Origin of the sequence: Desulfuromonas sp. CSMB_57, from assembly GCF_020194955.2 — a bacterium.
Taxonomy (GTDB): Bacteria; Desulfobacterota; Desulfuromonadia; order Desulfuromonadales; family Syntrophotaleaceae; genus JAFCIY02.
This window is the reverse complement of record NZ_JAFCIY020000022.1, coordinates 172,276-198,451: the sequence shown is the minus strand read 5'-3', so window position 1 is coordinate 198,451 and position 26,176 is coordinate 172,276. Positions and strand designations below refer to the sequence as shown.

The window sequence follows — 26,176 nt, the reverse complement described above, 5'->3', positions numbered from 1 at the left end:
TTCTGCTCCTCGATGAGCCGACCTCCAACATGGACAAGGCCAGCATCGAGGCCTTTGATGACCTGCTGCCGACCTTGCTCGACCAGGATATCACCATTATCCAAGCTACCCATTCTCCCGATCAGCCCAAGCGGCTGGGCAGCGAAGTAATGCCCATGGCCTTTGGTCGTCTGGTCTGAAATCCGTTCCAATCGATAACGCGAAACGGGCGCGCCGCTCGCGTCCCGACACCCTTTCAATCCGCCATGGGGAGCGCACCACTTGCGCCCTCACATGGTTCGCATCAGACTCCTCGAAACATACGATCACGCCAGCCGTCGCCGAAACAACCAGGTGGCGGCCGACAGGGTGACCAGGGCGATGACGCCCATGGGCCAGGTTTGGCTCCAGACCCGGGCCGCGGGGAGTTCCTTCAGAAACAGTCCGCGAACGATAATCATGAAATAGCGCAGGGGGTTGGCCAGGGTCAGGCTCTGCAGCCAATCCGGCATGTTTTCGATGGGGCTGGCGTAGCCGGACAGGATCACCGCCGGCACCATGAACAGGAAGGCGCCAAGCACCGCCTGCTGTTGGGTCATGGACAGGGAGGAGATGAACAGGCCGACGCCGATGATGGCGGCGAGAAACACGGTCATGCTGCCATAGAGCAACAGTACCGATCCGTTGAAGGGCACGCCCAGCAACAACACTGCCGCCAGCACGATGAGACTGCCCTCGGCCACACCCACCAGCAGCGCCGGCAGGGCCTTGCCGGCCAGGATCTCCAGGGGTTGGAGGGGAGAGACCAGCAACTGGTCGAAGGTGCCCATCTCCCGCTCCCGGGCCACGGACAGGCCGGTCACCAGCAGGCCGATGAGGGTGGTGAGAATGCAGACCAGGCTTGGCACCGTGAACCAGCGGAACTCTAGATTGGGGTTGAACCAGTGCCGCACCTCCAGAGCAACGGCCGGTTGGCGACGGCTGTCTTCAAGGGCCAACTCGGTCATGATGCGCCGGGCATAGCCCTGTACGATCTGGGCGGCGTTGGTCCGACGGCCATCCAGGAGAAATCCGGCCCGGGCCGGGCGGCCCGTCGCCAGGTTGACGGAAAAATCGGCCGGGATCCAGAGGACCGCCAGGGCCTGCTGCCCTTCCAGGGTTGCCGCCACCTGGGAGGGATGCTGCAGCCGAATGATCCGGCGGAAGGGGCTCGCGGCCGAGAAACGCTGCTCCAACTGCCAGGCCGGACGGCCGCGATCCAGGTTGAGCACCGCCAGAGTGAGATTATTCACCTCCTGGGTGGCGGCGAAGGAAAATACCAGCAACTGCACCAGGGGCGGCACGATGAGGATGAAGCGGCTTTTACGATCACGCAGGATGGCCAGCAGTTCCTTGATCAGCAGGGCGTGGATGCGTCCGAACATGGCTACCTCAAGCGCTTGACGGTCTTGCGCGCCGTCAGGCCGAAAAAAATCGCGGCCAACAGCAGCAACACCAGAATGTTGCGCCCCAGCAGCGGCCACACATCGCCGACCAAAAACAGGGTCTGCAGGCTGTTCACCAGGTAGCGGGCCGGGATGATGCGGGTCAGGATGCGGATGGGCAGCGGCATGGAGGCGATTTCAAAAACGAATCCGGATAGCAGAAAGGCCGGCAGAAAACCGCTGACCAGGGCTGCCTGGGCGGCGATGAACTGGTTTTTGGCCAGGGTCGAGATCAGCAACCCCTGACCGAGGGCGGCCAGCAGAAAAGCGCTCGAGGTTAGCAGCAGCGCCCCTGCCGAACCGCGGAAAGGCACGCGGAACAGCAGCACCGCCACCGCAAGGCTGCCGAGCAGAGCCAGTTGGCCGAGCAGGAAATAGGGCACCAGCTTGCCGACCAGCAGCTCGCCAATGCCCACCGGCGTCGCCATCAGGGCCTCCATGGTACCGCGCTCCCACTCCCGGGCCACCACCAGGGCGGTAAGCAGGGTGCCGATGATGGCCAGGATGATGCCCATGGCCCCGGGCAACAGGGAATGGCGGCTTTCCAGTTCGGGATTGAACCAGATGCGCGGCACCAGTTCCGGCCCGCCCTCGACCATGGTTGCCGACCGTCGGCCTTCGATCTCCTGCCAGGAGCCGAGCACCCCGCGGGCATAGTTCTCGACGTAATTGGCGGTGTTGGTCTCGCTGCCGTCCGCCAGCAACTGGACCAGGCCGCCCTCGCCCTGCTGCCGGCGGCGGCTGAAATCCTGGGGAATGACCAGCACCCCGCGCAGGCGGCCGGCCAGCAGCTCTTCCAGCAGGACCCGGGGATCGCGGCTTTGCCGAACATCGAACCAGGGACTGGCGGCATAGGCCGCCGCCAGGGAATGGGCTGGCGCGCCGCGATCCTGCAGGGCCACGCCGAGGCGGATCCGCCGGGCATCCAGGGAGACGCCATAGCCGAACAGAAACAGCAGGAGCAGCGGCAGCACGAAAGCGATAAGCAGACTGCTCGGATCCCGCAGCACCTGCACGAATTCTTTCTTAACCAAAGCCTGCAGGCGGCGCCGCCGCTCCCTCATCCGACCACCTCCTCCTGCTCCTGCCACGATCTTTGCAGCAATTCGATAAAAGCTTCCTCCAGGGTCGGTTCGGGTCGCTGCGAAGAGCGTACCCGGTCCTTGAGACCGTCCGGGGTATCGGTGGCCATGACGCGACCTTGGTGGATCAGGGCAATGCGATGGCAATACTCGGCTTCATCCATGAAATGGGTGGTCACCAGAACGGTCACGCCCTTTTCCACCAACCCGTTGATATGGGTCCAGAACTCCCGCCGGATCAGGGGATCGACGCCGGCGGTCGGTTCGTCCAGAAACAGCACCGACGGCCGGTGCAGCATGGCGCAGGCCAGGGCCAGACGCTGCTTGAAGCCGAGGGGCAGTTCCCGGGCGGAGGTGCGCAAGTGGGGGCCGAGGTGAAAGGTGTCGATCATGTCCTCGACGGCCTGCCGGCGCCGCCCGCCCGTCAGGCCGTAGACCCCGGAAAAAAACGCCAGATTCTGTTTGGCCGAAAGGTCGCCGTAAAGGGAAAATTTCTGAGCCATGTAGCCCAACCGGGAGCGGGCCTGACCCGGCGCCCGTTGCAGATCGTAGCCGGCCACGCGGCCGCTGCCGGAGGTGGGCCGCAACAAACCGCAGAGCATCTTGAAGGTGGTCGACTTACCGGCGCCGTTGGGGCCCAGCAGACCGAAAATCTCGCCGGCGCGGATGCTGAAGGAGACCTCCCGGGCAGCCACGAAATCGCCGAACCGACGTGTCAAGCGATCCGCCTCCACCATCGCCCCGGCAACCGGCGTAGAGACCGGCCGGCCTTCGGCGAGGGCCGAAACCGAAGGTGGCCCGCCCCCCAACAGTTCGACGAAGGCATCCTCGAAACGCGGCGGAGCCTCCTCCAGACGAGCTCCCGAACCGGCGTCCAAATCCGCTACCGCCGGCGGCGCCGCGTCGGCGCGCAGCACCAGGCGCAGATCCCGGCCCAGCACCTGGCCGTCCTGGATCTCCGGACGGCCCAGGGCCCGGCTCAGGATCCGGCGCCGGTTGCCGGTCAGGTCGCGCAGCAGCAGACAGCGGCCCTGCAGCGGCCGGGTCAGCTCCGCCGGTGGTCCGGCATGCAGCAGATGGCCTTCGTTGAGCAGCAGCACCTCGGCACAGCGCTCCGCCTCATCGAGGTAGGCCGTCGACCAGACCACCGCCAGACTGTCGTCCACCAGTTCCTGGACCATGCGCCACAGTTCGCGGCGGCTGATCGGATCGACACCGACGCTCGGTTCGTCGAGGAGCAGCAAACGCGGCTTGCGAATCAGGGCGCAGGCCAGGCCCAGCTTCTGTTTCATGCCGCCGGAGAGTTGCCCGGCGAGACGCTGCCGGAAAGGTTCGAGACCGCTGAAGGCCAGCAGGCGACCAAAGGCGGCATCGCGTTCGGCGCCCGTCACGCCTCGCAAATCGGCGTACAATTGCAGGTTCTGCCGCACCGACAGGTCTTCATAAAGACCGAATTTCTGCGGCATGTAGCCCAGCAATTCCGACAACCGGCGCCCTTCGGCGCGGGTATCCAACTCCAGCACCCGGATACAACCCGCATCGGGCAGCAGCAGGCCGGCCAACAGGCGCAACAGGGTAGTCTTGCCGGCGCCGTCCGGACCCACCAGGCCCGTGATACGCCCGGGTCGAATGGTCGCCGTCACCTCGGCCAGGGCCTTTGTGCCTCCCGGAAACGTGAAATGCACCCCTTCGACGCTGACGACCTCATTCATGATCGGGTTCCTCTGCCGACACCTGAACTTTGGGCGGCTGCAGCCGCACCGTGACCGGCATGCCCTGCCGCAGACCGCGATCGGGGTTGGCCACCACCACCCGCAGCTGGTAGACCAGGCGGGTGCGCAGTTTTTCGGTCTGCACCGTTTTCGGGGTGAATTCGGCTTCAGGGGAAATGAAACCGACCTGTCCCCGGTAGGGATGCCGGGGAGCGCTGTCGGTGAATACCAGAGCCGACATGCCGGGATAGACCCGGCCCAGGTCCGGTTCGTCGACATAGACCCGCACCCAGACCGGGTCATCCAGGGTCAGGCTCAATACCGCCGCCCCGGCAGACACAATGGCTCCCGGTTCCAGGACCCGGGTCAACACAACGCCCGTATCCGGCGCCAACAGTTCGGTGTCCGTCAGCCTGGTTTCGGCCTGGGCCAGGCGTGCTGCGGCCGCCCGTACCTCGGCGCGTGCGGCGGCAATGTCCTCGGTGCGAAATCCCTCCACGGCCAGCTTCAGGGCTTGGCGCGCCGTCGCCAATCGGGCCCGGGCTTCGGCCAGCCGCGCGGTGACGTCGTCGAACGCCTGCCGGGAAATGGCGCCATCCTCCACCAGGTTCTGGCTGCGTCGGAATTCAAGCTCGAGGGTGCCCACGGTGGCCAGGCGTTCCGCCACCAGGGCGCGGGCCTGGGCGATCTCCTGGGGCCGACTGCCGGCTTCCAGCTTGGCCAGGATGGCGACGGCTTGATCGTGCCGGGCCCGCGCCAGGTTGAGCTCATCCCGGTAGGGACCGTCGTCCAAGCGTGCCAGCAACCGGCCGGAGGTAGCCCGGTCCCCCTCCTCCACCCGTATCTCGGCCAGGCGGCCGCCGACCCGAAAACCCAGATCCACCTTGCGGATATCGACATTGCCGTAGAGTACCAGGTCGCCCTTGACGCGCTCCCGGTGTCGACAGCCTCTCCAGCCCAGCACAGCGGCGAGCAGAACCATCACCAACATCGCCACAAGTAGTTTTCGTTTACCCTTCATACACCTCCCCCGATTCTGGCTTCGCCCGTCTTTTTCAGTATAATAGGAACATTGCGGAAATTCTTGACAGAAGGGGAAACAGCGTTATGGCGGCAGCGCACATGGGCGTGATCGGTTTGGCGGTCATGGGCCAGAACCTGGCCCTCAACATCCAGGAGCAGGGCTTCCAGGTAGCGGTCTACAACCGCACCACGGCCCGAACCGAAGACTTCATTCAGGGTCCGGCGGCCGGCAGCGGCATCCGCGCCTGCCATAGCCTCGAAGAACTGGTCGCGGCCCTGCAGCGGCCGCGCCGCATCCTGCTCATGGTCCAGGCCGGCAAGGCCGTCGATGGGGTGCTGGAACAACTCGCGCCCCTGCTGGAACCGGGCGATATCCTTATCGATGGCGGCAACAGCCATTTTCGCCATACTGAGCGGCGCGCCGCGACCCTGCAGGCGTCAGATTTGCTGTGGGTGGGCTGCGGCATTTCCGGGGGCGAAGAGGGCGCGCGCCGCGGGCCGTCTCTGATGCCGGGCGGCGCCGCGGAGGCCTGGCCGGCCCTGCGACCCGTCTTCGAAGCGATTGCCGCCAAGGTCGACGGACAGCCCTGCTGCCGCTGGATCGGCCCCGGCGGAGCCGGACATTTCGTCAAGATGGTGCACAACGGCATCGAATATGGCGACATGCAGCTCATCGCCGAGGCCTACCACCTGCTGCGCGACGTGCTGCAGCTGAATGTGGCGGAACTGGGGGAGGTATTCGCACGCTGGAACGAGGGACCCCTGCAATCCTTTCTCATCGAAATCACGGCCCGCATCATGGCCGTGGCCGATGACGACGGGTTGCCGCTCATCGACAAGATTCTCGACGCCGCCGGCACCAAGGGGACCGGGCAGTGGACGGTGACCGCCGCTTTGGAACTGGGCGTGCCCCTGACCCTGATTGCCGAAGCGGTACAGGCCCGCATGCTGTCCGCGCACATCGATTCGCGCCGGACCGCCGCCCAGCACCTGGTCTCGGTGCGTCCCGCGCGTGTCCTTGACCGCCGGCAGGTTATGGCCTGGGTTCACGATGCCCTCTACGCCGCCAAAATCGTGTCTTACGCCCAGGGTTTCCAATTGCTGCAGGAGGCTTCCCGGGCCTATGATTGGTCCCTGGATCTGGCCGGCATTGCCCGCATCTGGCGCGGCGGCTGTATCATCCGCAGCCGCTTTCTGGACGATCTGGCCGCCGCCTACGATTCCGACCCACAGTTGGACAGCCCCCTGCCGACCCCCTTTTTCGCCGAGGCCTTGCTGCAGGCGGAACAGGGCTGGCGCCAAGCCGTCCGCCTGGGCATCGACCAGCACCTGCCCCTGCCCGCTACCGGCGCTGCCCTGACCTTTTTCGACGGCTATCGCTGTGCCCGCCTGCCGGCCAACCTCATCCAGGCCCAACGCGACTATTTCGGCGCCCACACCTATGAACGCGTGGATCGTCCGCGCGGCCGGTTCTTTCACAGCGACTGGACCGCCCAAGCGCCCCGGAACACAAACCCGACAGGAATCCCCGGCCATGATTGAAGCCTGCACCATCGTCATTTTCGGCGCCACCGGCGATCTGGCCCGGCGCAAGCTGCTGCCGGCACTCTATCACCTGGAGCAGGCAGGCCGCCTGCCGGACGGACTGCATATCCTGGCCAGCGGCCGCCGCCCCTGGTCGCGCAAGGATTGGTGGGAGGAAGCCCGCCAGGCACTGTCCGCGACTCAGGCGGAGCCCCTGGATGAGGGGGTTTGGGCGCGGTTTGCCGCCCGCCAGGACTTCATCAGCGGCGATTTGCGCGATCCGGCGCTGTATGCCGAACTGGCGGAAAAGCTGGCGGACACCTCGGAAAATGCGGCCTTTTACATGGCCCTCGGCGCGGCCGAGTACGAACCGGTGATCCGACATCTGGCGGAGTTCAAACTGCTGGAGGAGCAACGGGGCTGGCGGCGGGTGGTGGTGGAAAAACCCTTCGGCTTCGATCTGGATCATGCCATGGCCCTGCAGCAACGCCTGCTGCAGTCCCTGGGCGAAGAGCAGATCTATCGCATCGATCACTACCTGGGCAAGGAGACGGTGCGCAACATCCTGGTGTTCCGCTTCGGCAATGTGCTGATGGAGCCCCTGTGGAACCGCAATTTCATCGACCACGTGCAGATTGTCCACGCCGAACCCCAGGGCATCGGCAGTCGCGGCGGCACCTACGACGCCAGCGGTGCCCTGCGCGACATGGTGCAGAGCCATCTGCTGCAATTGCTGACCTTCGTCGCCATGGAGGCGCCCGTGGCCATGAACGCCCAGGCCCTGCACGCCGAAAAGCTCAAGGTGCTGCAGTCCATTCGCCCCATCACCCCGGCCACGGCGGCCGCCTGCGCGGTTCGCGGACAGTACCGCGGTTACCACCGGGAAGAACGGGTGGCTCCCGACAGCCGCACGGAGACCTTCGCCGCCCTGCGATTGCACATCGACAACTGGCGCTGGGCCGACGTGCCCTTCTTCCTGCGCACCGGCAAGGGCCTGACCGAACGCCAGGCCTTGGTGGCCATCTGCTTCAAGCAGCCGCCCCAGCAGTTTTTCCGCGCCAGCCGCATTGCCTGCCGGGAAGCGAACTGGCTGCTCATCGGCATCCAGCCCAACGAATGCCTGCGCTTGGAAATGAACGTCAAAAGTCCGGGTCTGCCCCTGGCGACGCGCCTGGCGGATCTCGATGCCAGCTTCCGACAGAGCGACGAGGTTGGCAACGATGCTTACGAGGATCTGCTGCTGGATGTGCTGAACGGCGACCGAGCCCTGTTTCTAAGCTACCCCGAGGTGGAACAGGCCTGGCGGGTGGTGGATCCGGTGCTGCGTGCCTGGCGCGACAGCAAGGCGGAAGTTCCGGAATATCCTGTCGGCTCCTGGGGCCCGCCGGAAGCCGATCAACTGCTGGGAGAGGATTGCCGCTCCTGGCGCAACACCCTGGCGCCCTGCCCCTGTCGGACACCGGGCGGCAGAAACGGATGAGCATTCCCGGGAGCCGGCCATGAACACATCCCGCTGGCATTTGCTGCCGGATGCCGCCAGCGTCGCCGATGAAGCGGCCCGGCGTATCCTGCTGGCCGCTCGGGCCGCCATTCTGGCGCACGGGCTATTTCGCCTGGTGCTGGCCGGCGGCCGCACCCCGGAAGGTTGCTATCACCGGCTGGCCGCGGCCCGCGCCGACTGGGCCGATTGGGAGATCTATTTCGGCGACGAGCGTTGCCTGCCCGCCGATCATCCCCATCGCAACAGCCGCATGGCCGCCCGCGCCTGGCTGGAGCGGGTGCCCATCCCCGCCCACCGCATCCATGTGATCCCGGCGGAGTTGGGGCCGCGCGAAGGGGCCCGCCGCTATGCTCCCGAGGTGGCCGCCGCCCTGCCCTTCGATCTGGTGCTGCTCGGGCTCGGCGACGATGGTCATACCGCCAGCCTGTTCCCGGGACGCAGCCATCCCCCGTCAGAACTGGTGCATGCCGTCTTCGATGCTCCCAAGCCGCCGCCGGAACGCGTGACCCTGAGCAGCGCCGTCCTGAGCTGTTCCCAGCAGGTGCTGTTCCTGGTTACCGGCAGCGATAAGCGAGCCGCCCTGGCCGCCTGGCGGCGCGGCGCGACACTGCCGGCCGCCGGTATTCATCCCGCCACGGCACCGGAGATCCTGCTGGACGCCGCGGCCGATCCGTCCGGCCACCAGAAATAGCGAAATCCCTGTCAATCGCAGGGGGAACACCTTGATGTCAGGCGCTGCCGATCCTCCAGGCAAGTGCCGAGAGTCGGCAGATGAGAGCGTAACGCCCCCATCACCTGTTCCACCAGGGGCTGGGTTTGGCCGGCGAGGGAATAATAAATCCACACACCGTCCCGACGATCTTCCAACAATCCGGCATTTTTCAATACGGCCAGATGCCGGGAGGCCGTCGACTGGGGCAACTGCAGAATGGCCATGATCTGGCACACGCAGACCTCACCATCCAGAAGCAGACAAAGAATGCGCAAACGGGTGTCATGCGCCAGCGCCTTGAACAATTCCGTCGTCATTTCCATGGCCGTATCTTTCATCGCTCCCCTATGATCCCTGTTCGCGTTTTCAATCCGGATATACGGATGTATTAAACCGGTTTTTTACATCCTGGGGCCAGATAAGGCAAGGGACATTGCTTCGCAGCCAAAGAGACCCTGGTTTTTTTCTGATATGGTAATGGTTTCCTCGCTGGTTCATGCCTCACATTAACTGCTATTCGGCACGGAGGTCAATGGTCGGTTTGCCAAATGGGTTGTAATAACAGGGAATAAAAATCGCCTGACCAAAAAAATGCATTTTTTCTCTATTATTTACCCATATATTTGGTATATGATAATACACAATTATACAAGGAGTGTCTGCGATGTTTGAAACCGCGAAAAAGGATAAAATGTCCACCCATATCATCCGCCAGGTCCGCGAAGCCATTCTTAGCGGAGATCTGAAACCTGGAGAGTGCCTGCCACCAGAAAAAGAACTCATCAATCAGTTCGGCGTCAGCAAGCACACTTTGCGTGAAGCCCTGAGAACTCTGGAGGCCATGGGATTCATTGAAATCCGCCGTGGCGCCGGCGGTGGCCCGGTAGTCAGCGAAGTCACCATGGAAACGACCCGCGACTCCATCGCCAATTTCATGCACTTTCAGAATGCATCCATCCACGATCTATCCGAAGTACGCAAAATAATCGAACCTTATCTGGCAAGGCATGCGGCAGAATCTTTTGCTGCCCAGGAAGTCGAAGCATTCCAAAATATCCACCAGCGCTGCGAAAAGGTATTTCAGCAGGAAAAATGTCTGGTGGGGGCCAAGGCCGAAATCGATTTCCACGTTTTTCTGGCACAGCACAGCGGCAATCCGGTATTGGTCATGATCCTCGATTTCGTCAACAGCCTGCTGACGGACATCAAGCACCATGTCAAACCGGGTGAGGACTTCTCCCGCGAGGTACTGGACGCCCATCAAAAGATTGTCGATGCCATTGTCGCCGGAAATGCCGACGACGCGGAGAAATACATGCTGGAACACATCTGCCAGGTAGAAACCGGACTGGAAGCACTACGGCTGCAGGCAGAAAAAAATCCGCTCAAGAAAATGGCCTCCTGACCTTTCGCTGAACTATTCTGCATGAAAAAGGGCCGGCATATTCGCCGGCCCTTTTTCATGTTCTCTCAAAATCAGCAAAACTTTCACATCAGCGGTCTACCCTTACATCTTTGCAGGTAGGTGTCGATGGCCCCTGCCGCTCGCTTCCCATCCCCCATGGCCAATATTACCGTCGCGCCGCCACGGACAATATCCCCACCGGCGAATACCCCGGCAAGATTGGTCTGGCCGGTTGTATCGACTTCGATATTGCCCCAACGATTCAGCCCCAGTTCAGGTGCGGTCGCAGTCAGCAGAGGATTGGCGCCGGTACCAACGGCATTCACCACCACCTGGGCTTCGAGTTCAAAAACCTTTCCCTCCACGGGCACCGGTCGTCGCCGTCCTGAGGTATCCGGCTCACCCAAACGCATGGCCTGACAGCGCAGTCCGTTGACCCAACCTTGGTTGTCGCCGAGAATTTCGAGCGGAGCGGTCAGCATGACGAACTCCACCCCTTCCTCCTTGGCATGCTTGATCTCCTCGATGCGCGCCGGCATCTCCGCCTCGCTGCGCCGGTAGAGAATGACCGCCCGCGCGGCACCCAGGCGTCGCGCGGTGCGCACCGCATCCATGGCGGTATTGCCGCCGCCGATGACCACCACTTGGCGACTGCGTGGAATCGGTGTGGCGTGGTCCTGCCGCCAGGCACCCATGAGATTGACCCGGGTCAGATATTCGTTGGCGGAAAAGACCCCCTTGAGGTTCTCACCGGGAATATTCAGCATGGTCGGCAGGCCGGCGCCATTGGCGATGAACACGGCATCGTGCTCGTTTCGCATTTTTGGCAGGGTGATGGTCTTGCCCACCACCACGTTGCATTCGATGCACACGCCCAGTTGAGCCAGGCGCGCCACCTCGATATCTACGATTTCCTTGGGCAGGCGGAATTCCGGAATGCCATAGCGCAACACGCCGCCGGTATCGTGCAGGGCCTCGTAAATGATGACTTCGTGTCCCATGCGGGCCAGTTCACCGGCGACGGTCAGTCCGGCAGGACCAGATCCGACCACGGCCACTTTTTTGCCGCTGGCCTTTGGTATAACCGTCGGTGCCAACTGCTCAGGATGCCGCAGCGCCCAATCCGCCACAAACCGTTCCAGATAGCCGACGGCGATGGCCTGCCCCTTGCGGTCCAGCACGCAAAGCCCTTCGCATTGTTCCTCCTGTGGGCAGACCCGACCGCAGATTGCCGGCAAGGTGTTGTCGGCCAGCAGGATGCGGGCTGCCTCGGCCATCCGGGTCCCCGCCACAGCGGCGATAAAGGCCGGGATATCCACCGCCACCGGACAACCGGCGATGCAGGGCGCGCTTTTGCATTGCAGGCAGCGGCGGGCCTCGGCGATGGCCGCCTCCTCGCTCAATCCGAGGTTGACCTCATCGAAATTGCGGCAGCGCAGATGATGGTCCTGTTCTGGCATCAAAACCCGCTGCCCCCATCTTCCATTCTCTCTTTGCAGATTATTTTTCATGCTCCGGCCTATCTTCGTACGGTAACGATTTGATTGCGCAATTCTTCAGGCAGCTGCGAAAGCATGCGGCACTCTTCCTCGCGGTACATGGACAAGCGATCCGTCAGCAGCTTGAAGTCGACCAGGTGGCCATCGAACTCCGGACCGTCGACGCAGGCGAACTTGGTTTCTTCGCCGACCCTGACGCGACAGCCGCCGCACATTCCGGTCCCGTCGATCATGATCGGGTTGAGGCTGACGATGGTCCGGATGCGTTCCGGCCGCGTCAGTTCACAAACCGCCCTCATCATCGGCACCGGGCCGACGGCAAAGACCACCGCCGGGCAACGGCGTGGATCTTCCATAAGTTCCTGCAACGCCGCAGTGACGAATCCCTGCCGGCCATGACTGCCATCCTCGGTGGTGACAATCACTTTCCTTGAAAAAGCCTGCAGTTCGTCCTCCAGCAAAATATACGGGGCGCTGCGGCCACCGATGATGGTGGTGACTTCGTTGCCCGCCTCGGCCAGGGCCTTGGCCAGAGGATAAAGGACAGCGGTGCCCAGTCCGCCGCCAACGCAGGCCACGCGTCCCCATTGTTCGATTTCCGTCGCACTGCCCAGCGGCCCGGCAACATCCTGCAAGGCTCCGCCGACCGGTGTATGAACGATCTGCAGGGTAGAGGTCCCCACCGCTTGCACGAACAGGGTGATGGTGCCAGCGGCCATATCGGCATCACCGATGGTCAAGGGAATGCGTTCCCCATGAACATCGGCCCGAACAATGACGAACTGCCCGGGCTGACGTACTCTGGCAATGCGCGGCGCCCGCACCACCAGCCGATGGACGTTGGGTGCTAGAATGGTATTCTCGATAATTTCAAACATGTTGCCGTTCCTCGTGAATAAAGTGCAGATGGTGGTCGGCGGAGGACTGCGGGCCATGTTCGAGGGTCTCCGGCGAGCAGATCGACCGGCTATCGAACTCGAACAGACTGCATATGTTGGCCAACAGATGCCTGCGCCAAAGATAGAAATCATCGCGGCAGACCCCGTATTCCCGGCAGATTTCCGCCACCGGACGCCCGGCCAGGCCTTCCAGCACCACTGTTACCTTGGTCGCCGCATCCAGCAGCCGCATGGTCCCCATAAGACCTCTCATTTCCTGTAAGGCCGGCGGCCGGCCCTATCCTGCGACCGACCGCCGACGCTGTTACAATTCACGGTTGATGGTGCCTTCCCAGGTTGAAACCCGGTCCTCGCCGCTCTCTTCCGGCGACACCCACTTGGTGGTTACCGTCTTGACTTGGGTATAGAATCTGACCCCGTCCCGACCCAGGCAATGCAAATCACCGAAGAAAGAGTTCTTGTGTCCCGAGAAGGGGTAGAAGGCCAGCGGCACCGGAATGCCCACATTGATACCCACCATGCCGCCGTGGGTGCGACGGGCAAACTCCCGAGAGTAATATCCGCTACGAGTAAAAATGGAGGAACCATTAGCGAACTCGTTGGCGTTCATGATCGCCAGGCCTTCCTCGAAATCCTTGACCCGTTTTATGGATACCACCGGACCGAAAATTTCCTGGTCGCCGACCACCATGTCCGGTTCGACATGATCGAAGATGGTGGGACCGACAAAATAGCCCCCCTCATATCCCGGCACCACACATTCCCGGCCATCAAGGACCAGTTGCGCGCCCTCTGCCACGCCCTTGTTGATCATGTCGATAACGAACTGCTTCTGCCCGGCGCTGACCAGGGGACCCAGATCGGTACTTTCTTCGTAGGCGGGGCCAATGCGAAGTTCCTGGGCGAACTGCTTGAGGAGTGCGACAAAACGATCGGCAATGCACTCTTCCACCACCACCACCGGCAGCGCCATGCAGCGCTGTCCGGCGCAACCGAAGGCCGAGTTGATGATGCGCCGCGCCGACCATTCCAGGGGGGCATCGCGCAGTACCAGGGCATGGTTTTTGGCTTCCGTCAAGGCCTGAACCCGCTTGCCGGCAGCCGCACCGGTCTGGTAAATCTTCAGACCGACCGAGGTGGACCCGACAAAGGAAATACCACGGATATCCGGATGGGACAGCAGATCGGTCAATTCGTTGCGGCTGCAAGTGATCAGATTGACGACACCTTCCGGAAGTCCGGCTTCAATCAGCAGTTCCAGTAACCGCATGGATGTCTGCGGCACCAGGCTGGCCGCCTTGAGAACAATGGTATTGCCGGCCGTGATGCACAGGGGGATGAACCAGCCGAAGGGAATCATGGCCGGGAAGTTGTAGGGAGCGATGCCCAGAAAAACGCCGACGGACTCGCGGTAGAGTACCGTATCGTGCCCACGGGTCACCTCCATGGTGGAATGGCCCTGCATTTCCAGAGGGGCGCCGACCGCCACTTCGCAGGCCTCGACCACCTTGTGCACATCGCCACGGGCCTCATTGAGATTCTTGCCCATCTCCGTCGCCAGGATCAGGGACAGTTCCTCAAAATGCTGGTTGACCAGATCGCGGAAGGTAAAGATGACCTGGGTGCGAATGGCCGCTGGCTTTTGCGACCAGTCGGGGAAAGCCGCCTTGGCGGCCTGAACCGCGGCCTCGACCTCTTCCCGGGTACAACAAGGTGTTTCGGCAATCTGCTGGCCGGTGCTGGGATTCATCACAGCCATGTACTTGTCTGTGTCCGATTCCAGCCATTGGTTGTTAACGCAGTATTTAAGTCTCTTGACTTCAATCATCTTTCAGTTCCTTTCTGTGGTGACTTCCTGGAGTGTTTGCCCTTATGTTCAGAATTGCCCATGCGACTATCATCAGAGGGCGGCATAATACAGTTCGACGATATCTTTTCGGGTTGCCTGGCGCGGATTGTTGCCCGGACTGCCGCTTGCCAGGGCATCCTCCGCCATTTTTTCCACTATCGGATCAAGCTTCTCGCGCGTCACACCCAATTTGCCCAGGCTGGGGATCTCCAACAACTGGATCAGCCGTTTCACCTTTTCCGCGCCGGCCCGGGCAACGCCCATGGCATCCTGATTCCCGTTGCCTATCCCCATGGCCCGGGCGACATCTGCATACCGCTCGGGATTGCCTGACAGGGAATATTCCATGACCACGCCCAGCAAGGCGGCATTGGAAACACCGTGGGGGACATGAAAGTTGGCGCCAATGGGCCGCGACATGCCATGCACCAGGGCTACGGATGCATTGGAAAAAGCTATCCCGGCCTGCAAGGCACCCAGCATGGTCCACCCCCTCGCCTCCCGATCCTGGGGCTGTCCCCAAGCCCGCGGCAGGTATTCGGCGATCAGCCGCACCGCCGACAGAGCCAGCACATCGGTCATGGGTTGGGCCTTGCGAGACACATAGGCTTCAATGGCGTGAGTCAGGGCATCGAGCCCGGTTGCCGCCGTCAGGCCCCGGGGCATGTTGAGGGTCAGCAGGGGATCGACAATCGCCGCCTGGGGAATGAGGAAAGGGCTGCCGATGAGCATTTTTACATCATTGTCGGTATCGGTGATAATGCTGACCATGGTGGCCTCGCTGCCCGTGCCCGCCGTAGTCGGCACCGCCAACACCGGCACACCGGGACGCTCAAAACGATCCAGCCCCATGTAATCGGCGATGGTCCCCGGATGGGTGGCCATGATACTGATGGCTTTAGCCACATCGATGGGACTGCCGCCGCCGCAGGCGACCAACACATCGCATTGGCTGTCGCGCAGCATTTTGATTCCAGCTTCGACATGCTCCAGAGTCGGTTCCTTGTTGACACCGTCAAAGACCTGTGTCGCCACACCAGCATCAGCAAGAGAAGCCAAAACCGGGTTGATGGTCCCCGTAGATGCCAGGACCTGATCGGTGATCAACAAAGCACGGTGCGCTCCCAACCGTTTCGCTTCCCTGCCCGTGTGATCAGCCGCCCCCTCACCGAAATGGATCGTGGGGGGGACTCTAAATGGACGTGAGCTTTGCACTTTGGCCTCCTTTGCTCGCTAGGGCGTCAACCGTCGGGCGCCGCGTTGAAAAGAACCTTTTCTATAATCAAATATATGGCCTTTTGATATTCTTATACTGCAGAAATCGGGTGCCGTCAAGATTTTTTTCCAAATATATGGCTATTTTATTCGGGAACAACTCTCGTTAGCGAGTATTTTCGAATCTAAATGTTCAAAAGTTCGAAATTATTCAATTTTTTCACTAAATGCCACAGGAGCCCTCTGCTCTAGATCAAAAAAAGCCGAACCATCTTCGGCATGATGCCGCAATGGATCGGCTTTATCGGATATTTTGAATATTCAAGGACAATTACTCGCCCCTGTTGAAGATAATCTCCGCATCCTGCATAATCATGGCCCCGGTTGGGAGCATTTCCTTGAAAACCGGAATGATTTCTCGGAGTTTTTCTTCACGGTCAATAAATTCAACGGCCATGGGTTGACATTTGGATATGGTCATCCCCAGGCCATGGGTCCTGCAGGATTTACAGCAAAAGCCAAAGCCCTGAATCCCCCGAAACACCATCGACCCGGCCAGGCCGTGCTGAAAAGCTTTCTGAACCAGTGTCTCATACAAAGGCCGGTCTTCGTACCTACTGTTTTCATTAAGGAAAATCCGCAGTATTTTGCCTTTTCCATCCATCGCCATGGCACTCCTCCTCGACGGCAAACTGAATTACTGAAAAAACTGACCCAGGTTTAAAAACTCCGGCTTGAACAGCAGATTCATGATCAAGGTAGCGAAGGCGATACCGGCGGCAGGCGGATCGAGATGATTGCTGCCGTGATTGTAGAACATGCGTGCCGTCAGTTCTTCAATAAAAGCCGCCGCAATTCCAAAGATCATAGCCATGACCAAAGAACCGGTCTGAAGATAGCCCCAGGCTCCCATGATGGCCATACAGTGGGTCACCGGCGACTTCTGAATGGAGGCCTGGCCGAAATTGAGCATGGTCAGCATCACTGCGGAAAAACCCCAGCAGAAAATCAGGGGAGCGACAAACGCCGCTGCCTCACTCACCAAACCTTGTTCAGCCAGCGGCAGCAGATGTTCGCGGAACCCCATGGCCACGCCGCCGGACAGCACCCCCATGCCGGCTCCGATAGTGACCAGGCGCGAAGGTGGCGACATCCAACTGACCCAGGAAATGGCATAATTGTCGGTTTTCAACCAGCCATACTTGCGAATGGACTCCATGTTGCCCCAGGGCATTTCCTTCTGAAACAGGTAACGCGCCAGCCAGATGTTGATAAGGATGGACAGGGCCAACAGATCAAATTCGCGGACAATCGGAATTTTGGCTAAAACCGGGACCAGCACCAATCCGAACACCGCCGACAGGCCGCCCACCACCAGCACGTCCCAGGAAGAATCCACCAGTGGCGAAAGAATGTCCTTGGCGGCGCCGGATGGATGATTTTTCCTGAATCCTGCCGCATAGGTCGAAGCCACCACGGCTGCCACGAAACCTCCCGTGTGGGGCCCGAAAATGGGACCCAGGCCTACCTGCAGCAGGAGGAAATCGGACCCGCCGCCCAGCACCACCAGACAGCCCAGCATGGTCAGCAGCCCGCACAAACAAAAAGCCCAAAGGGCGCCGAGCGATGCGCCGAACATGCCGCCGCCAAAGGCCAGCAACATAGCGTTGAAACTCCAGGCATCCATAATTTCACTCCGTTGATAAATTTTTCATTGATGCCAATCGAAAACTGCCTCTCCCCAGAAAAAGATATGGCACCCCTACGAAAGCAGGGATGCCATATCTTGCGTCAGATTACATGGCGCTCTTGAACAACTGAATAATATCTTCGACCTTGCCAATACGCGGGTTGGTGCCGGCGTTGCCGTCCTGCATGGCCAGTTTCGCCATGGGTTCGATATCCGATTCCTTTACGCCCAAGTCGGCCAGGTGCTGAGGAATACCAACATCTTTGGAAAGGCGTACGATGGCGTCGATAGCTTTTTCGGCAGCTTCCATTTTGCCGAGCCCTTCAATATTTTCGCCCAAGGCAACCGCAATATCGGCGAACTTCTCGGGGTTGACCATCAGGTTGAAACGCTCGATGTGCGGCAGCAGAACGGCGTTGGCGATACCGTGAGGCATATCCAGCAGGCCGCCCAACTGGTGGGCCATGGCATGCACATAGCCAAGTCCGGCATTGTTAAAAGCCATACCGGCCAGCAACGAACCGTAAGCCATGCCCTCGCGGGCCTCAATATCTTCGCCATTGGCAACAGCACGACGGAGGTACTTGCCGATCAGTTTGATGGCATGAATCGCCACGGCGTCGGTGACATGGTTGGGCGCCTTGGTTACGTAGCACTCCACGGCGTGAGTCAGGGCATCCATGCCCGTGGCTGCGGTCAGGCCAGCCGGTTTGGCAACCATCAGCTCCGGGTCGTTAATGGATACTTTGGGCAGGTTCCGCCAGCTGACGATAACAAACTTGACTTTTTTCTTGGTGTTGGTGATGACGCAATGGCGGGTCACTTCACTGGCCGTGCCGGCGGTGGTGTTGACGGCGATGATTGGCGGCAGTTCGTTGGTCAGCATTTCGATGCCTGCGTAATCTTCATACAGATCGCCATCATGGGTCGCCGCGATGCCGATGCCCTTACCGCAGTCGTGGGAACTCCCGCCGCCGACAGTGACGATGAGATCGCAGCCTTCCTTCTGATAGACCTTAAGGCCGTCCGCAACATTCGTGTCTTTGGGGTTCGGCTCGACACCGTCATACACCGCAAACTTGACCCCTGCCTGCTGCAGGGAATCCTTGACCTTGGCCACCGGCCCACCCTCGAGTTTGGCCAGGAATCCGTCACAGACAATCAAGGCTTTAGTGCCGAACATGGCAGCACGGGGACCTGTTTCAGCGACCGTACCCTTACCGATGAAATTTACTGCGGGACACAAAAAGTCAGCCATTGTTTCCTCCTCATACACAGGTTGTGATTTAATCCGGGCTTCTGGTCCCAAACCAGACCCGGTGGCGTTGACGCCATTTACCACCCTTGTCTTACCCGGTTAAGTCCTCCTTTCCTCGGCAAATACTGCTCCTCCCTCAAGGCTTAAAAATTCAAAACTTTTCCGCTTACAATATAATAATTAATTAAATATATGGCTATTTAAGTTCATTAAAATTTTTCCCTAGAGACGAAATGAGGTCGGTTCCAAAGGATTGGCATGAACAGCGATAAACACCGTTCTAGCCAACCTGCCTTCACTTCTACAACAAGTAGCCATATATTTCAACATTATTTTTTCAAATATTTGGTTATTTTTATAACATATTGATTTAACTGAATTTTTATATTTTTCTTGTTACCACTGGCAAAAAGTCATGGCAAGCAACCAAACCGGAAGAAACATTCAAAAAATAAAACCCATACAATTACTGGGACTTGTAGAAGGATCGCCGTTTTGGCCAAATATTTTAAATGGTCAAATATATAAATTATTATTGACAACAACCTGCCATTTCGTATAGTGCTCCAAACAAACACGGTTTCTTTTTTTCAGCATCGCCTTGGAGAGGAGGTGAAATAGCGGACGAAGGCGCACCGCTTCCGTGACCAGTCCAGCACAGCACCTGGGTCAGCATGTCAGGCTAGGTCAGAACACTGACAAAAAAACCATTCCATTGGAGGCAAAGGGGAGAGATACTATGAAAAATTCAATACTTATGTGTCTACTGGTGAGCATAATTATGATCACGGGCTGGACAACATCCGGCTTGGCCGCATTTGTTGTCGGGGGCGAGGACGGCTGGACTTTCAGCACCGATGGCAATGTCAACATGTTTATGGCTTACGAGACGGCGGATGAGAGACCGATCTTTGGCGACGGGATACGCCGGGGCGGGACTTTGCCCGATGGCCAGGAAGGCTATCGCCAGCGGGTCGGCTTTGTCCCCAACTGGCTGGCCTTCAACATCAAGGCTCCTACCATGGGTGGTTTGGACATGGCTGCCAGAATCAGCTTTTGTCCGACCTTCGATTCAAAGGAAATCGGCAAATCGAAAAACTCTTTCAACGATCAGATCGACCTGCGGGAAGTCTTCTTCACCGTTGACGGCAATTTCGGACAGATTCTGGTGGGCAAGACCCTGAGTCTTTATCAGGGGACTAACCTCACCACCGATATGCTGATCTGGGGCTATGGCACCAACGGCGCCATCGACGGTGGCGGCACCCCCCTCGGCCGCATCGGCTACGGCTATGTTTATCCGCAGTTCAACGCCCAGGTTCGCTATACCACCCCCGAAATAAACGGCTTCAAGCTGGCACTGGGGCTGTACGATCCCAGCGTCATCGTCGGACCAAACGCCGAAGCGGAAGAAACCAAGAGCCCGCGTTTGGAAACGGAGTTGAGCTACGCCGGAACCTACAGTGGGGGCAGCTACAGAACCTGGCTGTCAGGCATGTATCAAACCGCCAAATTCAAGCGCGACAGCGGTTTTTCCGGCGACGTGGAAGCCTACGGGGTCGCCGGCGGTGTCCAGGTCCTGCATAAGGGCTTTGAACTGGTCCTGTCCGGTTTCGAAAACCAGGGGGTCGGCTCTCTGTTGATGCTGGACCAGGATTCCCTCGATTCCGCCGGCAAGGAGCGCGATGGACGAGGCTTTATCGCTCAGCTTATGTACGGATTCGACAATGCCTGGGGCCACACCAAGTTCGGCGTCAGTTATGGGGCCAACATCATGGATGAAACCCGCGCCGACCGTCAGGATCGTCTAGCCGGAACGGAGGTGCAGATCGAGGAACAGAAAATGGCCGGATTAGGGATTTACCACGACATCAATCCGCATCTGAAACTGATTGCCGAGTACATTTACACCGACAATCAGTGGTTTGACGGGCGGGGACAGAACACCCACATGATCGCGCTGGGCACCTTTTTCACCTGGTAACACTGCCAAACTTTCCACCCCAAACAGGCCCCCCAATAACTGGGGGGCCTGTTTTTAGACCAACAATTAACAAGGATTTCTCAGCGCCCTTCAAAATCGAGGACGAAAAGCCTGTTGTTTCAACTCGCCCGGCTTTGCATCTCCCAGCCTGGCTTACCACTCGGTTCTAGAGAGTCGGCATATGGAAGTCGGCCCCATTTCGAAGGCCGGTTGGCCAGCGGGAAGTTATGGTTTTCAGTTTGGTATAGAACCTGATTCCCTCCGGCCCATGCATGTGCACATCCCCGAACAATGAGCGTTTCCACCCGCCAAAGCTATGGTAGGACATGGGCACGGGAATCGGCACGTTGATGCCGACCATGCCGGCCTGCACCTGAGAGCTGAAGGCACGGGCCGTGTCGCCGTCCCGGGTAAAAATCGACGATCCATTGCCAAACTCATGGGCATTGATCAACTCCAGGGCGGAAGCGAAATTGGGGGCCCGCACCACGCAAAGTACCGGCCCGAAAATTTCTTCCCGATAGATCCGCATGGTCGGCGCAACGCGATCGAACAGGGAACCTCCCAAGAAAAACCCTCCTGCCGACTCCGCAGGTTTCACATCACGACCGTCCACCAACAATTTCGCTCCCTCTTCCACGCCACAAGCAACATAATCCTTGACCCTGGCCAGATGTTCGCCAGTGATCAACGGCCCCATTTCCACCTCGGAATCGGTACCAGGGCCGACCTTGATAGCTCTGACTCTGGGCATCAAACGCTCGATCAATGCATCCGCGGTTTTATCGCCCACGGCAACGGCTACGGAAATCGCCATGCAGCGTTCTCCCGCAGCCCCGTAGGCCGCCCCCATGAGCGCATTAACGGCACCGTCGAGATCCGCGTCCGGCATGATCACCATGTGGTTTTTGGCTCCACCTAGGGCTTGCGCCCGCTTGTTTTTGCTGGTCGCTGTACGGTAGATTCGCTCCGCGACCGGAGTGGAGCCGACAAAACTGACCGCCGCCACTCCCGGGTTCTCAAGAAGCGTACACACCGCTTCCTGATCGCCATTCACAACATTCAGAACCCCCGCCGGTAAACCGGCCTGGTGCATCAGTTCCGCCAAGCGCAAGGCCGTGGATGGTACTTTTTCGGACGGTTTTAGGATAAAAGTATTGCCGCAAACTATCGCCAAGGGGAACATCCACATGGGCACCATGGCGGGAAAGTTAAATGGAGTGATGCCCACGCACACGCCTAGCGGTTGTCTGATGGAATGGCTATCGACATCGGTTCCCACATTTTCCGAAAAATGTCCTTTGAGCAAATGGGGTGCGCCACAGGCAAATTCGACGATTTCCATGCCGCGCGTGACATCACCGATTGCGTCATTCAAAACCTTTCCATGCTCGGCCGTAATCAATTGGGCCAACTCGTTCATATTTTCATTCAGCAGTTCAATAAATCGAAAAAGCACCCGGGCCCGCCGCATGGGCGGCGTATCCCGCCAGGAAGGGAAGGCCGCGGCGGCGGCCTCGACCGCACTGGCGGTTTCCTTCGCCGAAGCAAGAGGAACCCGAGCGATGCTCTGTCCGGTTGCCGGATCAACAACCTCCCCAAAGCGCTCACTACGCCCTTCAACTCGGAGCCCGTTGATAAAATGATACAGTGTGTTCGCCATTTTCAATCTCCTTTCACCAGGTATTGGTTGTTTGCTTCCCGCGCTATGCAAGATAGCTGCGGCAACACAACCAGGGATGATTCATGCATGGCCGTGTTAAGCCCGGCTATGAGGTACAAATAATTGAATTTTAAGTTGTTTGGATTCCCAAAAAAAATCGCTGTGTGGTCCCTAAAAAAACCCCCATCACAGCCTAGGAGGTACCGTGATGGGGGTAGCAGGCAGGGTGTCGCGTATCACCCCGTTGTCGATTACAGCATAAAATGGGAGGCTCCACGTGTCAAGATAATATTTGTAATATTTGGCTATTTATTTTTGGCCTTCTTCGCCCATTCACGTATCCCATCGGCAAGCGAAAAAACGGGCAAAACCCTCCACCCGGAAGAAGGATTTTGCCCAGGGCCGCAGGGCGGCAATCTCACAGACCCTCCACCGTGGCGGTGAAAGATGCGCTACTCAACTTATGGAAGATTTCCCGGCCAGCAACTCAAGCACCAGGTTGGCCTGCATGGCCGCCACAATTGTTACCCGGGGCGCCATTGGCAGTCGGTCGTCACAGTCAGTGCGACCATCACCGCACAGATAAACCTGCCCGAACAACCTATGGCAACGAATGTCGTTGTTGCCCCCGAATCCGCCCATGCCGCTGCCGACAATGATCGGGCGTTGCGGCCAGCGTGCTACCCAGGCATCGACCAGCACCGCCTTCATGGCGGCGCTGTCGAAGGCCTCCACCATGATGTCGACCTCCTCGAACAGCTGCGGGATATTTTCCGCATCAAGGCGCACGCGGTGCGCTTCATAAATGCTGAAAGGATTGATGCGCCGCAAATTTTCCTGAAGTGCGTCGACCTTGGCTTGTCCGATTTGATCTAAAAAGTATTGCTGCCGGTTGAGGTTGGAAGGCTCAACGACATCGAAATCGGCGAATATCAGCTGCCCTACGCCGGCCCGCGCCAGACAACAGGCGACATTGGAGCCCAAGCCGCCGGCGCCGGCAATGCCGATGCGGGCCTGCCGCAATCGGGGCAACAACTCTGGATCGTGGCGTGCGAAAAATTCCTCTTGCTGCACGTTCAAAACTCCTTGCACCGTGAACGCCGGCCATCAGACTCCTGTTCAGCCGCCGCCCACAAAGGGATAGGCCTTGACCAGCGCCCCCCGGCATACCTTGCAGGTAGAATATTCCTCTCTGCGAACCACCTCGCCGTTCACTCGGACCATGACAAAGGCCGCTTCCAGACCCTGCTCTTCGAGCAACTGCGCCACTGTTTTACTGGCTTTTTCCGGAATGCCTTCAGTATCAACAATAACCACCGACATGATCGGTCTCCTTGAATACTTTGCTTCTTGCTTGTCATTCCAAGGCGTCATTTCGGTAACCGACCCGATAATCCCCGGGGCAACGCAAGCCGGCCTCTGGACGGGGTTGTCCCCATCCGCAACGCGCAGATGGGGACGGAAGCAACCGGAATTAGAGAGTCGCCGGAATCAACGCTGGTTCTCCGTGGTACGAGACCCCTGGCGATAGTCGTAGCCATCCAGACCTAAGCGCTGCAAGGTCTCCGGGGTGGGGATCCCCCACTCGTCCCAACCCCGGGCACGGTAGTAATCCCGCAACTGATAGCCGAGATCAGGGACATAGTCGCCAGCCCCTCCCTGACGCGGGCTGGTCAGAATGCGGGCCGGAAGGGTGTCGTCCTTGCGGGTGATGCCTTCCCGGTTGTTGAACAGCCGTTTGATGTTAAAAATCCGCTCACCGCATTCCAGCCACTGCTCATTGGTGAAATTCCAGCCGGTGACCGCGTTCAGGAAGCGGGTCATGGGACCTACGGTCATGCCGCCGAACACCACGAACTTGCACAACTTGAGGGAATCGCACATGCTCATGAAGTTTTGCTGGTCGGCAACGAACTTGCCCTTGCCCTCGTTGGTGTAAGGCGGCAGTGGCGCGTCGTAGCCAAGGTCGGAAATATGCAGGCAACCTTCACCCTCAAAGTCCTGGTTGTAGGCCTGCATATGACAGGCTCCTCGGTTCGAGGTGGCATAAGCCACCGCCAGACCGCCGCGGCCGCGAGGATCGTGTGCCGGGAAATCCATCCCCTTGGTGTGAATGGCGAATTCCGCGCTCAGGGGGCCGACCCGATCCACAGCGGCCAGAATTCCTTCCGCCATGGTGTCGCCGATATCTTCGCGCTCGCCGATTTTGCGCACCATCTCCACCATGGCTTCACCGTTGCCCCAGGTCATTTGCAGGCCGCCGGTATCTTTCGCATCGATCATGCCATGTTCCCAGGCTTCCATGAGGAACCCCAATGCAGAGCCGACGGAAATGGTGTCCATGCCGTAGTCGTTGCAATATTCGCCGGCCTTGGCGATGGCCTCGACGTCATCGACAAGGCAACCGGAACCGATCATGCCCAGGGTTTCATATTCCGGTCCGCCGCCGATATCCATCTTGTATTTCCCCGCAGGGATCTCCACAGTCCTGCCGCAACCGATGAGGCAGCCGCCGCAGTGGTAGCGCTTCTTGAGGATGGTTTCCGCCATATGCTGTCCGGAAACCTTGGAAGCCTTGTCCCAAGTGCCCCATAGCCAGTTTTTAATCGGCAGGTCACCCACGTCGTTGAATATCTGCACGGCACAAGAGGTACCATAGGTACCTAGGGGGCCATCGTGGACTTCCATCATCTGAGGCTTGATTTCCTGCCAAAGGGCATCAAAAGCCTGCTGGTCGGCAATGGGCACCTTTTTGCTGCCCTTGACGCCGATGGCCTTCAGGTTTTTGGAGCCCATGACCGCCCCCGAACCGCCCCGCCCGGCGGTACGCCCTTCGCGACCGGCCGTCATGATGCCGGCCATTTTATTGAGACGTTCCCCGGCCTGGCCGATACAAACGCATTCCGATCCACGACCCAATTCCTCACGTACCAGATGATCCGTATCAAAAGAGCCCTTGCCCCAAAGGCTGGCGGCCGACTTGATACGGATCTCATCGTCCTCGATAAGAATGTAAACCGGTTTCTCAGCCTTGCCCTTGACCATGATGCCGTCCAGGCCGCAAGCCTTGAGGGCCGGGCCCCATTTGCCGCCACAATCCGATTCCAGGTAAATGCCGGTCAGCGGGCTCTTGGTCACAACCTCGAAGCGACCGGAATTAAAAACTTTTGTGCCAACGTAAGGCCCGGTCATGAGCAACAAAACGTTCTCCGGACCAAGCGGATCAACGCCGGCCGGCACATTCTCGTACAGCAACTTGGCGCCCAGGCCGCTGCCGCCGATGTACTTTTGCAGGTCTTCTTCACTGGGCCGCAGCATGTCTACCTTGCCGGATGTCAGATCCACAACCGCGATTTTTTGCCAGTAACCTCCCAACATTGCTCAGTCTCCCTTCGTGAGTGCGTTAGCCAATTTCTCCTTTCCCCCTGGGAGGCCGCACCGTTTCCAGTGCCACCCTGTCGGCCCGATTGCCATAAGGAACACCCTGTTAGGCAATCGGGCTCGGAGATGCTCAGCAAATCTTCCGGGTGTGGGTCAATGCATTCCTGAGGCGTGACGAGTCGCCACCCCTCGGCAAGCCAAATGTTTGGCTATTTATTTGGTTATTGTTTTACTTCTGCGAGAAAAATAATTCAAGTCTTTTTTATAATATTTGGCTATTTTTTACGAGACAGTGACTGGAATGGATTTTTATTCC

Annotated in this window: 22 protein-coding genes and 1 riboswitch; of the genes, 5 read left to right on the top strand and 17 right to left on the bottom strand. The window is 59.3% G+C overall.

Features of this window, described 5'->3' with window-relative positions:
* Positions 1 to 305: 305 nt before the first annotated feature.
* From JQN68_RS06080 to hlyD, 4 genes are read right to left on the bottom strand one after another with little or no spacing between them, the layout of a single operon-like run.
* Positions 306 to 1,403: an ABC transporter permease gene (locus tag JQN68_RS06080; RefSeq protein WP_225071473.1), complete on the bottom strand. Its 1,098-nt coding sequence runs from the start codon at positions 1,401 to 1,403 to the stop codon at positions 306 to 308.
* A 2-nt stretch (positions 1,404 to 1,405) separates the two neighbouring features.
* Entirely contained in the window at positions 1,406 to 2,527 is a 1,122-nt protein-coding gene (locus tag JQN68_RS06075) for an ABC transporter permease (protein WP_225071474.1), read from the bottom strand.
* On the bottom strand, positions 2,524 to 4,257 hold the full coding sequence (locus JQN68_RS06070) for an ATP-binding cassette domain-containing protein (protein WP_249621058.1): 1,734 nt from the start codon (positions 4,255 to 4,257) through the stop codon (positions 2,524 to 2,526). The genes JQN68_RS06075 and JQN68_RS06070 overlap by 4 nt, the downstream gene beginning before the upstream one ends.
* Complete coding sequence (gene hlyD / locus JQN68_RS06065; protein WP_225071476.1) at positions 4,250 to 5,278, bottom strand: secretion protein HlyD; 1,029 nt, start codon at positions 5,276 to 5,278, stop codon at positions 4,250 to 4,252. The genes JQN68_RS06070 and hlyD overlap by 8 nt, the downstream gene beginning before the upstream one ends.
* A gap of 86 nt (positions 5,279 to 5,364) precedes the next feature.
* Here hlyD and gnd point away from each other — a divergent pair, with 86 nt between their 5' ends.
* The 3 genes from gnd to pgl are packed head-to-tail and all read left to right on the top strand — an operon-like array spanning position 5,365 to position 8,996.
* Complete coding sequence (gene gnd, locus JQN68_RS06060; protein ID WP_249621057.1) at positions 5,365 to 6,822, top strand: decarboxylating NADP(+)-dependent phosphogluconate dehydrogenase; 1,458 nt, start codon at positions 5,365 to 5,367, stop codon at positions 6,820 to 6,822.
* Positions 6,815 to 8,284: a glucose-6-phosphate dehydrogenase gene (gene zwf, locus JQN68_RS06055; RefSeq protein ID WP_249621056.1), complete on the top strand. Its 1,470-nt coding sequence runs from the start codon at positions 6,815 to 6,817 to the stop codon at positions 8,282 to 8,284. The genes gnd and zwf overlap by 8 nt, the downstream gene beginning before the upstream one ends.
* 19 nt (positions 8,285 to 8,303) lie before the next feature.
* Positions 8,304 to 8,996: a 6-phosphogluconolactonase gene (gene pgl / locus JQN68_RS06050; protein ID WP_225071479.1), complete on the top strand. Its 693-nt coding sequence runs from the start codon at positions 8,304 to 8,306 to the stop codon at positions 8,994 to 8,996.
* An 11-nt stretch (positions 8,997 to 9,007) separates the two neighbouring features.
* Here the strand turns inward: pgl and JQN68_RS06045 are convergent, their stop codons facing one another.
* Complete coding sequence (locus JQN68_RS06045; protein WP_225071480.1) at positions 9,008 to 9,355, bottom strand: ArsR/SmtB family transcription factor; 348 nt, start codon at positions 9,353 to 9,355, stop codon at positions 9,008 to 9,010.
* A gap of 326 nt (positions 9,356 to 9,681) precedes the next feature.
* On the opposite strand from JQN68_RS06045, the gene JQN68_RS06040 reads away from it, so the two are divergent.
* Positions 9,682 to 10,422 (top strand): FadR/GntR family transcriptional regulator, encoded by a 741-nt coding sequence (locus JQN68_RS06040; protein ID WP_225071481.1) that lies wholly within the window; start codon positions 9,682 to 9,684, stop codon positions 10,420 to 10,422.
* 83 nt (positions 10,423 to 10,505) lie between these two features.
* On the opposite strand, the gene gltA is transcribed toward JQN68_RS06040, so the two are convergent.
* From gltA to JQN68_RS06000, 8 genes are all read right to left on the bottom strand, one after another.
* Positions 10,506 to 11,933, bottom strand: a complete 1,428-nt coding sequence (gene gltA, locus JQN68_RS06035) for an NADPH-dependent glutamate synthase (protein ID WP_502799349.1) — start codon at positions 11,931 to 11,933, stop codon at positions 10,506 to 10,508.
* Between the two features lie 8 nt (positions 11,934 to 11,941).
* Positions 11,942 to 12,799, bottom strand: a complete 858-nt coding sequence (locus tag JQN68_RS06030) for a sulfide/dihydroorotate dehydrogenase-like FAD/NAD-binding protein (protein ID WP_225071483.1) — start codon at positions 12,797 to 12,799, stop codon at positions 11,942 to 11,944.
* Positions 12,792 to 13,061 carry a transposase gene (locus JQN68_RS06025; protein WP_225071484.1) on the bottom strand — a complete coding sequence of 90 codons (270 nt, stop codon included), beginning with the start codon at positions 13,059 to 13,061 and terminating at the stop codon, positions 12,792 to 12,794. Before JQN68_RS06025 ends, JQN68_RS06030 begins: the two co-directional genes overlap by 8 nt.
* Before the next feature lie 63 nt (positions 13,062 to 13,124).
* The gene (locus tag JQN68_RS06020) at positions 13,125 to 14,648 is read right to left on the bottom strand and encodes a CoA-acylating methylmalonate-semialdehyde dehydrogenase (protein ID WP_225071485.1); all 1,524 of its coding nucleotides are present in this window, start codon (positions 14,646 to 14,648) and stop codon (positions 13,125 to 13,127) included.
* Between the two features lie 72 nt (positions 14,649 to 14,720).
* Positions 14,721 to 15,884, bottom strand: coding sequence for an iron-containing alcohol dehydrogenase (locus tag JQN68_RS06015; RefSeq protein WP_225071486.1), 1,164 nt, complete (start codon positions 15,882 to 15,884; stop codon positions 14,721 to 14,723).
* A gap of 331 nt (positions 15,885 to 16,215) precedes the next feature.
* A complete protein-coding gene (locus JQN68_RS06010) occupies positions 16,216 to 16,554 on the bottom strand; it encodes a DUF190 domain-containing protein (RefSeq protein WP_225071487.1) in 339 nt (112 codons plus the stop codon).
* Between the two features lie 27 nt (positions 16,555 to 16,581).
* Positions 16,582 to 17,571 (bottom strand): DUF7973 family transport facilitator, encoded by a 990-nt coding sequence (locus JQN68_RS06005; RefSeq protein WP_225071488.1) that lies wholly within the window; start codon positions 17,569 to 17,571, stop codon positions 16,582 to 16,584.
* A gap of 109 nt (positions 17,572 to 17,680) precedes the next feature.
* Positions 17,681 to 18,832, bottom strand: coding sequence for an iron-containing alcohol dehydrogenase (locus JQN68_RS06000; RefSeq protein ID WP_225071489.1), 1,152 nt, complete (start codon positions 18,830 to 18,832; stop codon positions 17,681 to 17,683).
* Positions 18,833 to 19,640: 808 nt separating this feature from the next.
* On the opposite strand from JQN68_RS06000, the gene JQN68_RS05995 reads away from it, so the two are divergent.
* Positions 19,641 to 20,816: a porin gene (locus JQN68_RS05995; RefSeq protein ID WP_225071490.1), complete on the top strand. Its 1,176-nt coding sequence runs from the start codon at positions 19,641 to 19,643 to the stop codon at positions 20,814 to 20,816.
* 166 nt (positions 20,817 to 20,982) lie between these two features.
* Here the strand turns inward: JQN68_RS05995 and JQN68_RS05990 are convergent, their stop codons facing one another.
* The 4 genes from JQN68_RS05990 to JQN68_RS05975 all read right to left on the bottom strand — a co-directional run bounded on the left by JQN68_RS05990 (position 20,983) and on the right by JQN68_RS05975 (position 25,857).
* Positions 20,983 to 22,479: a CoA-acylating methylmalonate-semialdehyde dehydrogenase gene (locus tag JQN68_RS05990; RefSeq protein WP_225071491.1), complete on the bottom strand. Its 1,497-nt coding sequence runs from the start codon at positions 22,477 to 22,479 to the stop codon at positions 20,983 to 20,985.
* 456 nt (positions 22,480 to 22,935) lie between these two features.
* Complete coding sequence (gene thiF / locus JQN68_RS05985) at positions 22,936 to 23,553, bottom strand: sulfur carrier protein ThiS adenylyltransferase ThiF (RefSeq protein ID WP_225071492.1); 618 nt, start codon at positions 23,551 to 23,553, stop codon at positions 22,936 to 22,938.
* Positions 23,554 to 23,598: 45 nt separating this feature from the next.
* Positions 23,599 to 23,802 carry a sulfur carrier protein ThiS gene (thiS, locus tag JQN68_RS05980; protein ID WP_225071493.1) on the bottom strand — a complete coding sequence of 68 codons (204 nt, stop codon included), beginning with the start codon at positions 23,800 to 23,802 and terminating at the stop codon, positions 23,599 to 23,601.
* 168 nt (positions 23,803 to 23,970) lie between these two features.
* A complete protein-coding gene (locus JQN68_RS05975) occupies positions 23,971 to 25,857 on the bottom strand; it encodes an aldehyde ferredoxin oxidoreductase family protein (protein ID WP_225071494.1) in 1,887 nt (628 codons plus the stop codon).
* Between the two features lie 20 nt (positions 25,858 to 25,877).
* Positions 25,878 to 25,998, bottom strand: a riboswitch (molybdenum cofactor riboswitch).
* Positions 25,999 to 26,176 lie beyond the last annotated feature (178 nt).